The organism is Acidobacteriota bacterium, assembly GCA_040752915.1.
Taxonomy (GTDB): domain Bacteria; phylum Acidobacteriota; class UBA4820; order UBA4820; family DSQY01; genus JBFLVU01.
In genome coordinates this window covers 4,157-18,879 of record JBFMHB010000021.1, presented here as the reverse complement: position 1 = coordinate 18,879, position 14,723 = coordinate 4,157, and the positions used below count along the sequence as shown (strand labels likewise).

The window sequence follows — 14,723 nt, the reverse complement described above, 5'->3', positions numbered from 1 at the left end:
CGACGAGCCGTCTACAGAACGGAGTAGTCATCCTGGCAAGGAGCAGCAGTGTGCGACGCCTTAGTCCCGGCCTGTTGGATCACGAGCTTGCCGGTCCTGGCGGCGGCTTCGAAGAGCGTTTGCTCTTCAAATGGTTCCCCCTTTACGGAGCTCAGAAAGACCCATTGAATCGCCCTCGCAATGCCAACAAATAGGATGCGTCGGCGCTGGGCGCCCTTGAAACGCACGAAGGACGTCTCGTTGAGCCTGGGCATGCAGACTGCATCGAAAGTGAGTCCTTTTGCGCTATGGAACGTCGCGATCTTCGGGACGTTGTTGTCGAACCGCGCTTCGATTTGTGATTTGTACGCCCCTTTGAATTGAGGAACGGCCCTCTCCACATGGAGGCCCCGTTGACGGAGCGCGGAAGCCACGCGGAAAACCAATTGGTTCCTCGCGACAAGAATTCCCACCCGCTGGTTAAGGACCTGCCTCCCCCTGACCGCTTCGGCCAGACGGTCGTATTCGGCATCTTCCGAAGCTGCGGAGTAGTAAAGAGGACGCTCCCGTTCGCACACCCGGAAGCGGGACTGACTCACATACTGGGACCGCCGTTCGTCGTCCTGTATGAAGAACGCGGCCAGGGCCGCCACATCCGGGGAATTCCGAAAGGCCGCGAGGAGGGCTGTTTGGGAACGGGCCAATCCGAGGTTTTCGCGAATTCGCTCTAGGCTGGCGCCCTCCTCGTAGATCTGCTGCTGAGGGTCCGCAAAAACGGTGATGTGCTTCGCGGCCAGACGGAGGATCTCAAAACACTCAGGGCGGAGGTCCTGCCCCTCATCCACGAGCGCGAAATCTAGGTGGCCCCATTCGCTCCGATCTCCACGAAGCCGCTGGAGGACCGCCGCGTGGGTCATCTCAAAGCTTGTCCCCTCGTCACCGCCGGAGCCGCGCCGACGAGGTCCGATGTGGGACTTGTAATAGGCGTTGCACCAAGAGTCGAAGGTGCAGACCGAATTGAGGGGAAGGCCGAGGAGGTCCAGCCCCGAGCGTATATAGTCCCTCAGGACATTTGTGAAGATCATCACCCGAAAGCGTCCTGGGGGGCTTCCCAACCGCTTTCGCAGGTAGTCGGCCCTGTGGACCAGCACCTGGGTCTTGCCCGAGCCCGGGAACCCCATGACCAGGCGGTGCTGGTCGGGAGGCGCCTCCACGATCCGTCGCTGGTCAGGGGTCAGGTCCGCGTATGGGAGAAGCCACGTGCTCATCGCATCTTCTCGATGGAAGGCCTCACTTCTGGGCGCAAGACCTGCTCGCTAGTCGGGGTCCCCTTGGAATTGCGGCGAGTTCTTTCATTCTCGACCGCCTTCAGACCTTCGGCGTCGCTGGAGGCGTGTGCCCAGGTCTCGAACCATCCAAGTTTCCAGTCGTCCATCTGGCGGGGAGGGCCGAAGTTGTCCCGTGCCGCCCTCCGTGTGGCCGCAGCCTCCGCCTCTTTTCCCAACGCATCCTGGCAAAGCGACAAGAGGGTCTGGGCCGGCGCAGAGGCGGGTTCCTTCCTTAGGCTCCCCTGAAGGGCTTCCACGGCCCCGGTGTAGTCACCGCGCTTCCACTTTTGCACGCCCAGGTTGAACAGCGGGCCGCCCCAGTTTGACGAAGCCTCGTCGGCCGCCAGGAGCGCCTTTTCTGAGCGCTCGATGTCCTTCAGGTCAGCGTAATAGAGCCCCATGAGGTTCAGCAACTCTGCATCGGGACGGTTGATGAGGCGAAGCGTAACCCTTAGGAAATCGATGGCCTTCTCGTATTGGCCGAGGTCTGCATAGAGCTTCGCCAGTTGCAACAGCTTTCCAGCATTCTTTGGACTTGGCCCCCCACGCTGGCGTATCTCCTCCTCAAGCGATTCGATCCTGAGGCGAGTGGGGTGGGGATTGACTACGGTGACAAGCGGGTTCTCCGCCGACCGGTGAAAGTTCTGCTGAGGCCTTTCAGTAACATAGGCCCCGCATTCGAGCTCTCCATTGGCCCCGAACCTGTACTCGAGTGTAATGTGCTCCCCCCGCTTGGCCGCTCCATCCATATGCCAAACTTCATTGAGGAGAACCTGCCTCGAAGGAAGGGCCACCACTTCCATGCGCATTTCGTGCTCTCCGGAGGCGGGGACTGAGAGCCGGTCAATCCGCGCAAACCCACCATCCGGAGGGTAAGGGACAGACGAGCCTGCCTGGATGAGCGTGAGTGGGTCCCCCTTGCCGGTGAGAAGGGCAACCGTGTCGGCCAGGACGGGCTGGATGACAGGGTGCCCCAGGACCTCCAAACAGAATGCGTGGAGGGCCGCCCCTTTGCTTACGGCCAATTGGACCTCGAGGGGGTCATCGAAGCCGACGACCTTCGCCTTGGAGAAGAAAGCCCCCATGGCCTCAGACACCTCCGGGATGAGTGTGCTCCCTCCCACCAAGAGGACGACGTCTATCTCTCCTGCCTTCAAATTGGCCCGGTCCAAGGCGTCTTGCAGAGGTGAAAAGACCGACTGGGTAAGACGGTATTCGGTCTCCCGGGCGTAAAGATTGTCGGTGTCGAGGAAGGGCTGAAGGATCTGCTCCCACTCTGGAGCGGTCAAAATGGGTTTGGACAGGCTCAGCGCCCGGCCGCCGAGCCAACACGTGACTGGGGGCTGGTGGGCCTCGATGCCGATGCCGCCTTTTGGGTACTTTCCGAACTTCTTCAGGCGGTCGATCTCCCTGCACAAACCAATCTTCAGGGCCTCGGCGGTTCCGAGGAGCTGCGGCTCCAGGCCCCGCTTTTTCTCCGCCCAGGAGAGCTCTCGGGGGTCAATCCCGTTTTCTTCGATCAAAGCCGGAAGGAGTACGTCGTGGACAATGGCCCCATCCAGGTCGCCCCCGCCGAGACGGTGGTAGCGAGATGCAGCCCTCATGGCGGCTTCGAGCCGTTTCTCTCGGGCCGACAGCGTGACCTCCACGATGCTGACGTCGCAGGTCCCGCCGCCGAAATCAAACACGAGAACTCGGTTCAGCCCACCTGCAGTGAAAAGCTCCCCCGCCCCGGCCGTCTCGATGAAGGCCAGGAGTGCCGCAGTGGGCTCGTCCAAGAGGTCGTAGGGGCCGAGGTCGAGCCCAGCCATCCGAGCCGCCGAGAGGGTGTCCATGCGTTGGCTGAGTTGAAAGGAGGCAGGGACGGTCACCACGACCCTATCGGCTGGCCCTCCCGATGCCTCCTTCGCCCGCTCGCACAGCGCCTGAAGGATGTGACCCGCGATCTTGCTGGGACGGTCGTAGGGCTCGGCGGCTCGGTAGTAACTCTTCTTGAGCCCCATCTCGTTCTTTGTTTCGAAGAACAAGGTCCGCTCCGGAATCAAGCCGGCTTCCTGGGGCCTGGCGCGGAGCCGCTTTGCTCCCTCACCGACCCAATGCCCCCCTGAGGGCAATACGGCAAGTACGGAGGGCACGAGTGGAGATGTGAATACCCCCTCCTGGGTAGGTTGGTCCAATTCGAGGACCGTCATGTCTGGGGCAGCCCCGACGTCCCAGTTCGACGAGAACCGGATCTCTGTCACCGTCGAGTTGGTCGTGCCCAGGTCAATTCCCCAAACCTTCAGAGTCTTGTCCAGAACAAGGGGACGCCCCCTGAGAACCATAACGGCTTTCATTTTCTGACTCCCCCCAAGGAATGGCTCACTCACATCGAAGGATGGCATGGGTGTTATCGGGCCGCAAGGGGGGCGCTGGTCGTATGCCGGCCCGAGCTAACCACCTGGACCGTAAAGTCCGCGGGAAAGGACCCCAGAGAAACCGTTCGGCCGGAGGAGGTTGTTTCGGTCTCGCTACACTTTGATGATCCTTTGCGCATCGTTTTAGTCCGCATCAAGATGCTAATTCAGGGACTCGGATTCCACCTTGCCTGTCTTGAATGGAATCTAGCATCAGGTGCCCTGCTTCTAAGGGCCGAGATCCTTGCCACTTCAGGGTACAAGCAAGCGAGGTCTCTCTTCTGCGTTGGAAGGACCTTCGACAGCACCCTGGTCCGCGCCGTGACGGCGAACGGTGCGTTTGGGGGCTCAATTCCCTTCTCCTCTTACGTTGCAGAAGCTCGCGTCGGGATCCGGGACGTTGAGGAGGGCGGCCACGTCTTCCTCGCTGAGGGCGTGGAAATCCAGGCGGGTATCGCAGAGGGAGGCGGTCATGAAGCGCAAGGGGTGGCGCGCGCCCGCGGCCTGGCAGGCGGCGCGGACGGTGAGGCGCACGAGCCTCTCCGCCTGGTCGGGGGGAATGGTGTTGGGGAGGCCCACGATGAGGAGCATGGGCTCGCCGCCGGGCTCTCGGCCCGACTCCTCGGCCACGCGGTCGAGGCAGGCCCCGAGGAGATAGGGCATGGCGAAGTCCTCGAGGATCCAGAGGCCGCCCCGGCCGTCGAGGAGGCCCATGACGCTCTGCTCCTGGCCCCCGCAGGCGGCCGTGAGGCAGGCGGCGGCGAAGACCTCGGGGGAAAGGCTCGACCCGTGGAGGGGGAAATCCCGTGGCAGGAACTCCTTGACCCGCTCCAGGCGGTCGCGGAACTCCAAGGGCCCGTCTTTCGAGCCGGCTTCAAAGACGCCGCGAATGAAGAGGTCGAAAGGCATGGAGGCTCCTTTCGGGAAAGGTCTCTGTTCGTCCCGAAGGGGAGTATAGGGAGGAAGAGTGCACACAACGGGCACTGAGGGAAGGGGGAAGGGGGAAGAGAAAGAAGGGGCATGAGGGATTTGGGAATTGGGATTTTGGATTTGGGATTTAGAAACAAAGGCGAAAGGCGAATGAGGAAACCTGCTGGAAGGGGGCCCTCGTAGCGGCCGATGCCCGTATCGGCCGAGGGGCCGGCCTTTGCAAGCAAAGGCCGCTACATGGGAGGCCTTCGAAGCGGGTGCTTGTGGGGCGAACGCGCTCGCCCGCCTTCCTCCTCTTCTTCCTACTCCCCCAATCAGCCAGCCCCCAACCCCCCGGTCCCCTTGCCTGAAGTTCCCTCGAGGGGTCCTGCAACCGCCGGCAGGCGCTCTGGCTCTTGACCAGCGGGAGGGGCAGTGCTTAGGCTGGACACGCTTTTCACACGTTGCAGGAGGGCCCAATGCGATATGCGATCCTGTTGGGAATGGCGCTCGCGGGGGCGGTCGCTGCTGCGCCTCCGGCGCCGGAGCGGATGGATCTTCTCGACATGGCCAGCGGCGCCCTGGTCGTTTCGTCGAGCGGCGAGTACGGAGCCGCATGGACGGCGGACCAGTTGATCGACGGAACGACCGAGTCGGGGTGGTGCAACGCGGAAGGGAAAGTCGCGCCGAACACGATGGTCATCGAACTCGCTCAGCCCTTCGCCGTGACGGCCGTGGCGGCGGACAACACCGGCGCTCAGGACGGCAAATACGCCGGGATCTCGGCGCGCCAGATCGTGGTCTCGGGTTCGACCACCTCGCCCAGCGGCGGCTTCGTCGAGCTCGTTACCTTCGAAGCTCCGAAAGGTGGGCGCAAAGAGGTTCCGCTACCGAAGCCGGCCACGGCACAGTGGCTGCGCTTCGAGATCCGCAGCAACTGGGGAAACCCACAGTACACCGAATTGATGGAACTCGAAGCCTACGGAACGCCCGTCGGGCCGCCCCCCAAGATCGACGTCTCGGGGGATTTCGAAACCGACGCCGCCGGGATGATGCGCCTCGAGCAGAACGGCGCCGAGATCCGGGGCTGCTACGATTGTTGCTCCATCGGACGGTTGAGCGGAAGCATCGAGGGCCGGGTGCTCCGCTTGGAGTGGCGCGAAGACGAGGGCGCCGACGTGGGGAGCCTGCTCATGGTGGCCTCCCGCGACGGCAACACCCTCACCGGCCTTTACTTCCGGGACGGAAAACTGAACGGCGAATGGAACGGCCGACGGGTCACCGGACGGCGGGCCGCTTGCAGAATCGAGGGAGAAGCCGGCCTGGCCGGAAAGCTGTCGGCCACCGGTTCGGCGGTCCTGTACGGGATCGTCTTTGACAGCGATTCGGCCACCATCCGGGCCGAGTCCGAGCCCACCCTCAACGAAGTGCTCGCCGTGCTGAAGGCCGACCCGAAACGCCGGCTGCTCGTTTGCGGCCACACCGATTCGACCAACACCGACGCCTACAACCTCCGCCTTTCTCAAGAGCGGGCCGACGCCGTCGTCACGTGGTTGACCTCCCACGGCTGCGCCGGGTCCCGCCTGCAGGCCAAGGGCTTCGGGGAGTCCCAACCCGTTACCAGCAATGCCACCGCCGCGGGGCGAGCCCTCAACCGGCGCGTGGAGGTGAGGAAACTCGAGTAAGGGGATTTGGGAATTGGAGAGAAGGCGGAAGGGGGAAGACGGAAGGGAAGAAAAGGCATTTGGAATTTGGAATTTGGGATCATGCCTGTCCGGGATCTTTTGCGCGTCTTATGCTGCCTGCCTTCCGGAGCAAAGCGGAGGAAGGCGCGTCCCGGCGCCGGTGGGCTGAAGGGGTCCGGCCCCCCGGGGATCTCTGGCGCGACGGGAGCGCCCTGGGATGCACGGCAAGGAGCGACGAGGAGGAACATGCGGGGGGCATCGTCGACGAGCCGCGACACAGCCGGGCGCCCAGGCCGCCCCGTCCCTCCGGGTTGACGCCGGGCCAGGCATCTTCTTTATCGGCGCTCCTTGGCGTGCTTCCGGCACGCGCTCGTCGCGCCTTCGCGAACCTGCTCTGGCCCGGCGGGCAACGCGCCGAGAGCCCCCGGAGGGCCGGACCCCCAGCAAGGAAGCCGAGGCGGCCGCGGAGGGCCGCCCCTACAGAAGATCGGCGTCGGGCGAGGCCACCCGCAAGAAGTGAGACGAGAGACGCGAGACGAGACCTATTCGGCGTCCTGGGTGCCGAAGGTGGTCTTGAGGACGCGGATGATCTCGCCGACGGTGGCCCTCGCCTTGACGGCTTCGAGGGTGACGGGGAGGAGGTTGGCGCCGGACTTTGCGGCCTCGTCCACGCGCTTCAGGGCGGCCTCCCAGGGGGCGCGGTCGCGCTTGTCGCGCAGGGCGCGGACCCGCTCGATCTGGCGGCGCTCCAGTTCGGGGTCCACCTTGAGGACGGGCGGGTGGACGGCGGTCTCGTCCTGGAAGCGGTTGACGCCGACGACGACCTTCTCGCCGCGCTCCACGGCCTGCTGGGCGCGGTAGGCCGCGTCCTGGATCTCCTGCTGGACGTAGCCCGACTCGATGGCGGCGATCATGCCGCCGCGCTTCTCCACCTCGGCCATGATGTCGAGGGCCTTGCTCTCCAGCGCGTCGGTGAGGGCCTCCACGGCGTACGCGCCGGCGAGGGGGTCCACCGTGTCGGCGGCGCCGCTCTCGAAGCCGATGACCTGCTGGGTGCGGAGGGCGAGGGTGGCCGAGTCCTGCGTGGGCAGGCCCAGGGCCTCGTCGTAGGAGTTCGTGTGGAGGGACTGGGTGCCGCCCAGGACGGCGGCGAAGGCCTCGAGAGTGGTGCGGACCACGTTGACGAGGGGCTGTTGGGCCGTGAGGGTGGAGCCGGCCGTCTGGGTGTGGAAGCGGAGCATGCGGGCCTTGGGGTTGGTGGCGCCGAAGCGCTCGGCCATGAGGCGTCCCCACAGGCGGCGGGCGGCGCGGTACTTGGCCACCTCTTCGAGAAAGTGGCTGTGGGCGTTGAAGAAGAAGGAGAGGCGCTCGCCGAAGGCGTCCACCCGGAGGCCCGCGTCCACGGCGGCCTGGACGTAGGTGAGGCCGTCGAGGAGGGTGAAGGCGATCTCCTGGGCGGCGGTGGAGCCGGCCTCGCGGATGTGGTAGCCCGAGATGGAGATGGTGTTGAAGCGCGGCAGGCGGTCGGTGGCGTAGGCGAAGAGGTCGGTGATGATCCGGAGGGAGGGCCTGGGCGGGAAGATGTAGGTGCCGCGGGCCACGTACTCCTTGAGGATGTCGTTCTGGACGGTGCCCGTGAGGAGGTCCGGGGCCACGCCCCGCCGCTCGGCCACGGCCTGGTAGAGGGCCAGGAGGATGAAGGCGGTGGCGTTGATGGTCATGGAGGTGGAGACCTTGTCGAGGGGAAGGCCCGAGAAGAGGACCTCCATGTCCTCGATGGAGTCCACGGCCACGCCGACCTTGCCGACCTCGCCCTCGGAGAGGGGGTCGTCCGAGTCGAGGCCCATCTGGGTAGGCAGGTCGAAGGCCACGGAGAGGCCCGTCTGACCCTGTTCGAGGAGGTAGCGGTAGCGGCGGTTGCTCTCCTCGGCGGTGCCGAAGCCGGCGTACTGGCGCATGGTCCAGAGGCGGCCGCGGTACATGGTGGGCTGGACGCCGCGGGTGAAGGGGGGCTCGCCGGGGAAACCCAGGCGGTCCAGGTAGGCCGATTCGGGGAAGTCCTCGGGGGTGTAGAGGGGCTTGACCTCGACGCCGGAATCGGTGCGAACCGCAGCCCGCCCGCCCTTCTGAAGCTGCTTCTCCGTGCGGGCGCGGCAGGCCGCGGCGGCTTCGGAGAGACGCTTGCGCGTGTCGTGCGCGTCCATGGTGCCCTCCTCCAGGGCCGAGTGTACACCCCCCGCCGCCCCACCCGGCAGGTCTTCCTCCTCCGTGTTCTGCCCGAGGTCGAGGTTCTCCCTCCGAAGGCGTCCTTTCACCTGCGGGTGCCGCCCTCCGTGGCCGCACGCTTTCGAAGGCCTCCACCGTAGCGGCCTTTGCTTGCAAAGGCCGGCCCTTCGGCCGATGCAAGCATCGGCCCCTGCACAGGCCCCCTCTCCGTCTCCGGGACTGGTTTGTCTTTAAATCCGAAATCCCAAATCCCCAATGCCCCTTCTTTCCCTTCCGCCTTCCGCCTTGCCTCTTCGGCACCAAAGAAATAGGTGGCAGAAAATAGGTGGCTGTCCCTATTTTTCTAGCATCGGCCCCTGCACAGGCCCCTTCTCCGTCTCCGGGACTGGTTTGTCTTTAAATCCGAAATCCCAAATCCCAAATCCCCAATGCCCCTTCTTTCCCTTTCGCCTTTCGCCTTCCGCCGTGCCTCTTCGGCACCAAAGAAATAGGTGGCTGTCCCTATTTTGTTAAGAAAATAGGTGGCTGTCCCTATTTTTCTCTTTTCGCCTTAGATCCTCGCCGCTTCCTGGAGGGCTTCGGCGAGGCCGGGCAGGGGGGCGGGGGCGGAGCGGAGGAGGTGGTCGGCGCGGGCGGCGGTGCGCCGGGCGGGGAGGAGGTAGCGGACCTTGCGGCGGCGGGTGACCTGGTATCCGAAGGTGCCCAGGGCCTTGAGGCAGCGCTGGAGTTCGGTGCGCCGGAACTCCTCCGAGGGGTGGCCCGTGCGCTCGATCCAGGCCGCCTCGATGCGGCGGCCGATGGCCGGGTCGGGGTGGCGGTAGGCGTCGCACGCGAGGGAGGCGGCGTCGTAGCACCTGGGGGCCAGGAGGGCGTCCTGGAAGTCGATGAGGACCCACTCGCCGGATCGGGAGGCCAGGACGTTCTCCGAGTGAAAGTCCCGGTGGGCGAGGGCCCGCGGGAAGGAGGCGACCTCCTCGGCGAGGCCGTCGAGGGCGGCGGCGAGGGCCGGGTCGCGTGGGCGGTTGAGGAGGCCCTCCAGGAAGTGGAGGGCGAAGAAGCGGAGTTCGAAGCGGAGGCGGTCGGCGTCGAGGGCCAGGAGGTCGGGCTCGCCTTCCCAGGGGGGGACGGCGGCGACGGAGAGGGCCAGGTCCACCAGGCGGGATTCCCACTCGGGATTCCACCGTCCGCGCGAGAGGGGCTCGCCTTCGATCCACTCCACGATGCAGACGCCCTCCTCGGGCCGGGCCTCGTAGAGGGCGGGGACCCGGATGCCGCGGGATTGGAAGAGCCGCGTGAGGAAGACGTAGCGGTTGAGGCCGTCCCGGTCTTCGCCGTACTCGGCGCGCAGGACGGGGCCGCCGGCCCCCTCGCCTTTGAAGTAGCGCCGGGCCGAGGCGTCCGCCGCCACGGGCGTCCACACTTCGGTGCGCATCGGGCCCCCGGTCCCCTCCCCCCGGTCCGTGCGAGGGGGGTTAGGGCAGGGCCCCGGCCTTGGCCGCGGCCTCCGACTCGGGGAAGAACTCCCGCAGGCGGGCCAGGGTCTTGGCCGCCGCCTCGGTCTCGCCGAGCTGTCTCTCGCAGAGGGCCTGCTTGTAGAGGGCGTCGGGGACCTTGTTGCCGAAGGGGAAGTGGTCGGAGACCCCCTTGAAGGCGTCCCGCGCGTCCTTGAAGTTCTTCTCCGTGTACAGGCACTCGCCGATCCAGTACTGGGCGTTGTCGGCGAGGTCCGACTGGGGGTAGGCGGCCACGAAAGCGGCGAAGGCCCGTTCCGCTTCGGCGTACCGCCCCTCCTCCATGAGGGCGAAGGCGCTCCGGTACTGGTCGGCGGGAGCGGAGGAAAGGTCCTGCACGTCCACGCGGGCCCTCGCGGCGGGGGCCTCGGGAGGAGCAGGCGTGGCGCCGGGCGCGGACGCCGGAGCCGTCCCGCCGGCGGCGAGGCGGCGGATCTCCTCCGCGAGCTCCTTCTGCTGGGCCGTGAGCTTCTCCACGTCCTGCCTCAGGTAGTCCACCCGGCGGGAGACGTCGTCCATGGCGGGGTTCACCGCCGCGCATCCGACGAACCAGAAAGGCGCCGTCAAGGCCGCCGCGATCCTCCAACGGGACATGGCCGTTCCTCCCTTTCTCGCGCCGGAGCTCACGCGAACTTCTCCATGACCTTCCGGAAGAACCCGCCGCCTTTCTCCTCGCGCTCCTTTTCGAGGCGCTGGAGTTCGGCGTAGAGGCGCTTCTCGTCTTTGCTGAGCTTCTTGGGGACCTGGACCTCCACCTCCACGTAGAGGTCTCCCCGGCCCGAGCGGCCCAGGCGCGGCATCCCCTTGCCGTGGATGCGGAAGCGCTGGCCCGCCTGGGTGCCTGCGGGCACCTGGAGGCGCTCCTCGCCCTCGAAGGTGTCCAGGGCCACTTCCGTGCCGAGGACCGCCTGGGGCACGCTCAGGGGCACGAGGCAGTACAGATCGTCGCCTCCGCGCTTGTAGAAGGGGTGCTCCTCCACCTCGATGAAAATGTAGAGGTCTCCGGGAGGGCCCGTGCGCTCCGCGGCGTCGCCCTCGCCGCCGATGCGCAGACGGGAGCCCGAATCCACGCCGGCCGGGATCTTGACCTTGAGGGTCTTCTGGGCCCTCCGGCGGCCGCGTCCGCGGCACTCGCCGCAGGGGTCCTTGACGATCTCGCCCTCCCCCCGGCACTGGGGGCAGGTTCGGCTGACGGTGAAGAAGCCCTGCCGGAAGGCCACCGTCCCCCGGCCCCGGCAGGCCGAGCAGGTGATGCGCTGGCCGGAGGTGGAGCCGGTGCCATGGCACGCGGGGCAGGGCTCCTCCTTGGGGATGGTGAGGGTCTCCTCCTTGCCGGAAAAGGCCTCCTCGAGGCTGAGGCGCAGGTCGTAGCGCAGGTCCGAGCCCCGCTGGGGCGGGCGCGCGCCGCCCCGGCCTCCGCCGAAGAAGTCGCCGAAGCCGAAGAGGCCTCCCAGGAGGTCGGAGAAATCGGCGAAGACGTCCGAATCCCAGGGGATGCCTCCTCCCGGTGCGGCGTCGGCGGTCCCGAATCGGTCGTACCGGGCCCGCCGCTCGGGGTCCCCCAGGACGGAGTAGGCCTCGCTGGCCTTCTTGAATTTCTCCTCCGCCTCCTTGTTGCCTGGGTTCTTGTCCGGGTGGTACTTGAGGGCCGCCTTGCGGTAGGCGGACTTCACCTCTTCCTGGGTCGCGTTTCTCGAGACGCCCAGGACCTCGTAGTAGTCGCTCGAAGACGTCATGCCTTGGGGCCTCCCATGAACTTGGGATCGTAGAGGATCACTTCGGAGAGGGTGCGGGAGACCGCGGAGAGCTGCTGGAGGGCCTCCTGGAGCCTCGTCATGTTGTCCACCGCCATGCTGCGCCGGGCCTCCTCCAGGATCTTCTCGATGTTCTGGCGCTTCTCCTCCTCCAGGCTCGTGCCGAACTCGGCGAAGGTGCGCTGGTTGCTCTCCAGGAGGCGCTCGAGCTTCATTTTGAGCTTCTGGAGCTCGATCATGCTGCGGTCCTCTTCGGCCCGCTTCTCCGCCTCGGTGACGATGCGTTCGATCTCCTCCTCGGTGAGGCCCGAGGAGGGGTTGACCACGATCTGCTGCTGGTTGCCCGTGATGAGGTCCTTGGCGTGGACCGAGACGATCCCGTTGGCGTTGATGTCGAAGGTGACCTCGATCTGGGGCACGCCCTTCGGGGCGGGCGGGATGCCCACGAGCTCGAACTTGCCCAGGGAGATGTTCTCGTTGGCCAGTTCGCGCTCGCCCTGGAGGACGTGGATCTGCACCGTGTCCTGGTTGTCGGCGACGGTGGTGAAGATGCGGGACTTCTTGGTGGGGATGGCGGAGCCCCGCTCGATGAGCTTGACGAACATGTTGCCCTTGGTGGAGACGCCGAGGCTGAGCGGGATGGCGTCGAGGAGGACGATCTCCTTGACCTCGCCCTTCATGATGCCGGCCTGAAGGGCGGCGCCCAGGGCCACCACCTCGTCGGGGTTCTTGTCCCGGCGCGGCTCGCGATTGAAGATCTCCCGCACCGTCTGGATCACGAGGGGGGTGCGCGACTGGCCGCCGACGAGGAGCACCTCGTCGATCTGCCTGGGTTCCAGGCCGGCGATGTTCAGGGCCTCCTCGCAGGGCTTGCGGGTGCGGTCCACGATTTCGCGGATGATGCCCTCCAGCTCGGGGCGCGTGAGGCGGGTGACGAGGTGCTTGGGGCCGGCCGCGTCGGCCGCGATGAAGGGCAGGTTCACCTCCGTCTCGGTCATGGTGGAGAGCTCGCACTTGGCCTTCTCGGAGGCCTCCTTCAGGCGCTGGAGGGCCAGACGGTCCCCCGAGAGCTCGAGCCCCGTCTCCCGCTTGAAGCGGGCCATGAGCTCGGCCATGATGGCCTGGTCCATGTCCTCGCCGCCGAGGTACGTGTCTCCCGCGGTGGCGATGACCTCGAAGAGCCCCTCCCCGACCCTCAGGATGCTGATGTCGAAGGTGCCGCCCCCGAGGTCGTAGACGGCCACCGTCTTGGCCTGGGTCTCCTCCAGGTTGAAGGCGATGCAGGCCGCCGTGGGCTCGTTGAGGATGCGCAGGACCTCCAGGCCGGCGATCCTGCCGGCGTCCTTCGTGGCCTGGCGCTGGGGGTCGGAGAAGTAGGCCGGGACGGTGATGATGGCCTCCTTCACGTCCTCCCCGAAGAACTCCTCGGCGCCCTTCTTGATCTCGGCCAGGATGAAGCCCGAGATTTCCTGGGCCGAGTACTCCCGGTCGCGCACTTTGATGCGGACGTCTCCGTTCGGCGCCTCGGTGACGCCGTAGGGAAGGACCTTCTTGGCGCTTTCCACGGTCACGTCGGCGTATTTCTTCCCGATGAGGCGCTTGACGGCGTAGATGGTGTTGGCCGGGTTGGTGACGGCCTGGCGCTTGGCGAGGTTGCCCACCAGGCGGTCGCCGTGCTCGGTGAAGGCCACGATGGACGGGGTGGTCCGACCCCCCTCCTTGTTGGGTATGACGAGGGGCTGGCCCGATTCGATAAAGGCCACGCAACTGTTGGTGGTCCCGAGATCGATCCCGATCACCTTAGCCATCGCCCTCTCCTCGCTCGCCCGGACCCTCGGCCCCCGTTTCGTTCACCGCCACCCGGGCCGGCTTGAGGACTTTTCCCCCCAAGAGGTAGCCCTTTTCGAAGACCGCCGTGACGGACCCCGGCGGGGCGTCCTCCCTTCGCACCAGCAACATGGCCTCATGATACGCGGGATCGAAGGGCCGTCCAAGGGCGTCGATCTCCTCCACCCCGGAGGCCTGGAGGGCCTCCCAGAGCTGCTGGCGCACGAGGGCGAAGCCCTGGAACCACTCGGGGTGCTCGTCGCCCGTCATGGCTTCGAGGGCCCGGTCCAGGTTGTCGAGGACGGGGAGGACACGGGAGGCCGACTCGGCCGAGGCTTCCCGGCGCTGGCTCTCTCGCTCGCGCTCCACCCGGCGGCGGAAGTTCTCGAAATCCGCCCGCGCGCGCAGGCAGGCGTCCTCGAGCTGGAGGATCCGGGCCTGGGCGTCGAAGTCCCCCTCCGGGGGAGCGGGAACGGGCACCTCGTCCATGGGCGGAACGGAGGCGGCCCCTTCGTCCTCGTGGCCCACGAACTCCACGGTGATCTCGTGCTCGATCGGGGGGGCGGTTCCTCCGCCGGCTCCCTTGTCCTCGTCCACCATCGGCGCTCCGTTGCTTTCTCGAAGGCGCCCCTCTACTCGAGGGCTTCGGCGGCCAGGCTCGCCAGGACGGAGGCGTTCCGGACCGCGGGGATGGCCGTGTCGTACGGCATGGGCCGGGGGCCCACGATTCCCACGAAGCCCCGACCGCTGGTTGGACCGCCGAAGGGGGCGACGACCATGGCCAGGGTGCGGACCTGAGGGTCGCCCCAATCCTCGCCCAGGACCACCCGGACGGGCCGATCCGCGCTGTGCAGAGCCTCCAGGAGTTCCAGAAGGCGGGTCTTCCGTTCGAGGGTCCGCAGAAGGATCCGAATGGCGTCCACCCCCTCCTCGAGGACGGAGGATTCGAGCAGCCAGGGGGCTCCTTCCCAGTACAGTCCACGGTCGGCCGGGGCTTCGGTGAAACAGGGCGCCACCATTTCCAGGGCCGAGGCGATCTCCTGGCCGCAGCGCTCCCTTTCGACTTCCACCTCCCGGGCCAGTCGGCGGCGGATCTCGGGGAGGGTGC

Annotated in this window: 11 protein-coding genes; 1 reads left to right on the top strand and 10 read right to left on the bottom strand. The window is 66.4% G+C overall.

Annotation, left to right across the window (positions count from 1 at the left end):
* Positions 1–11 precede the first annotated feature (11 nt).
* The 3 genes from AB1824_05775 to AB1824_05765 all read right to left on the bottom strand — a co-directional run bounded on the left by AB1824_05775 (position 12) and on the right by AB1824_05765 (position 4,612).
* On the bottom strand, positions 12–1,247 hold the full coding sequence (locus tag AB1824_05775) for a UvrD-helicase domain-containing protein (protein MEW5764468.1): 1,236 nt from the start codon (positions 1,245–1,247) through the stop codon (positions 12–14).
* Positions 1,244–3,691, bottom strand: a complete 2,448-nt coding sequence (locus tag AB1824_05770) for an Hsp70 family protein (GenBank protein MEW5764467.1) — start codon at positions 3,689–3,691, stop codon at positions 1,244–1,246. The genes AB1824_05775 and AB1824_05770 overlap by 4 nt, the downstream gene beginning before the upstream one ends.
* A 360-nt stretch (positions 3,692–4,051) precedes the next feature.
* Positions 4,052–4,612, bottom strand: a complete 561-nt coding sequence (locus tag AB1824_05765; protein MEW5764466.1) for a hypothetical protein — start codon at positions 4,610–4,612, stop codon at positions 4,052–4,054.
* Between the two features lie 479 nt (positions 4,613–5,091).
* On the opposite strand from AB1824_05765, the gene AB1824_05760 reads away from it, so the two are divergent.
* Positions 5,092–6,297: an OmpA family protein gene (locus tag AB1824_05760; GenBank protein MEW5764465.1), complete on the top strand. Its 1,206-nt coding sequence runs from the start codon at positions 5,092–5,094 to the stop codon at positions 6,295–6,297.
* Positions 6,298–6,839: 542 nt separating this feature from the next.
* On the opposite strand, the gene AB1824_05755 is transcribed toward AB1824_05760, so the two are convergent.
* The 7 genes from AB1824_05755 to AB1824_05725 all read right to left on the bottom strand — a co-directional run.
* The gene (locus AB1824_05755; protein ID MEW5764464.1) at positions 6,840–8,501 is read right to left on the bottom strand and encodes a methylmalonyl-CoA mutase family protein; all 1,662 of its coding nucleotides are present in this window, start codon (positions 8,499–8,501) and stop codon (positions 6,840–6,842) included.
* Between the two features lie 572 nt (positions 8,502–9,073).
* Positions 9,074–9,955, bottom strand: coding sequence for a phosphotransferase (locus AB1824_05750; GenBank protein ID MEW5764463.1), 882 nt, complete (start codon positions 9,953–9,955; stop codon positions 9,074–9,076).
* 40 nt (positions 9,956–9,995) lie between these two features.
* Complete coding sequence (ybgF, locus tag AB1824_05745) at positions 9,996–10,628, bottom strand: tol-pal system protein YbgF (protein MEW5764462.1); 633 nt, start codon at positions 10,626–10,628, stop codon at positions 9,996–9,998.
* Positions 10,629–10,657: 29 nt separating this feature from the next.
* Positions 10,658–11,770, bottom strand: coding sequence for a molecular chaperone DnaJ (gene dnaJ, locus AB1824_05740; GenBank protein ID MEW5764461.1), 1,113 nt, complete (start codon positions 11,768–11,770; stop codon positions 10,658–10,660).
* The gene (dnaK, locus tag AB1824_05735; protein MEW5764460.1) at positions 11,767–13,596 is read right to left on the bottom strand and encodes a molecular chaperone DnaK; all 1,830 of its coding nucleotides are present in this window, start codon (positions 13,594–13,596) and stop codon (positions 11,767–11,769) included. The genes dnaJ and dnaK overlap by 4 nt, the downstream gene beginning before the upstream one ends.
* Positions 13,589–14,215: a nucleotide exchange factor GrpE gene (locus AB1824_05730; GenBank protein ID MEW5764459.1), complete on the bottom strand. Its 627-nt coding sequence runs from the start codon at positions 14,213–14,215 to the stop codon at positions 13,589–13,591. The genes dnaK and AB1824_05730 overlap by 8 nt, the downstream gene beginning before the upstream one ends.
* 32 nt (positions 14,216–14,247) lie before the next feature.
* Positions 14,248–14,723, bottom strand: a 476-nt coding sequence (locus tag AB1824_05725) for an HrcA family transcriptional regulator (GenBank protein ID MEW5764458.1), incomplete at its 5' end; no start/stop codon positions are given.

Coding starts and splice junctions, on each gene's coding strand:
- AB1824_05775 (MEW5764468.1), bottom strand. CDS start 1,247: ATGAGCACGTGGCTTCTCCCATACGCGGACCTGACCCCTGACCAGCGA.
- AB1824_05770 (MEW5764467.1), bottom strand. CDS start 3,691: ATGCCATCCTTCGATGTGAGTGAGCCATTCCTTGGGGGGAGTCAGAAA.
- AB1824_05765 (MEW5764466.1), bottom strand. CDS start 4,612: ATGCCTTTCGACCTCTTCATTCGCGGCGTCTTTGAAGCCGGCTCGAAA.
- AB1824_05760 (MEW5764465.1), top strand. CDS start 5,092: ATGCGATATGCGATCCTGTTGGGAATGGCGCTCGCGGGGGCGGTCGCT.
- AB1824_05755 (MEW5764464.1), bottom strand. CDS start 8,501: ATGGACGCGCACGACACGCGCAAGCGTCTCTCCGAAGCCGCCGCGGCC.
- AB1824_05750 (MEW5764463.1), bottom strand. CDS start 9,955: ATGCGCACCGAAGTGTGGACGCCCGTGGCGGCGGACGCCTCGGCCCGG.
- ybgF (MEW5764462.1), bottom strand. CDS start 10,628: ATGTCCCGTTGGAGGATCGCGGCGGCCTTGACGGCGCCTTTCTGGTTC.
- dnaJ (MEW5764461.1), bottom strand. CDS start 11,770: ATGACGTCTTCGAGCGACTACTACGAGGTCCTGGGCGTCTCGAGAAAC.
- dnaK (MEW5764460.1), bottom strand. CDS start 13,596: ATGGCTAAGGTGATCGGGATCGATCTCGGGACCACCAACAGTTGCGTG.
- AB1824_05730 (MEW5764459.1), bottom strand. CDS start 14,215: ATGGTGGACGAGGACAAGGGAGCCGGCGGAGGAACCGCCCCCCCGATC.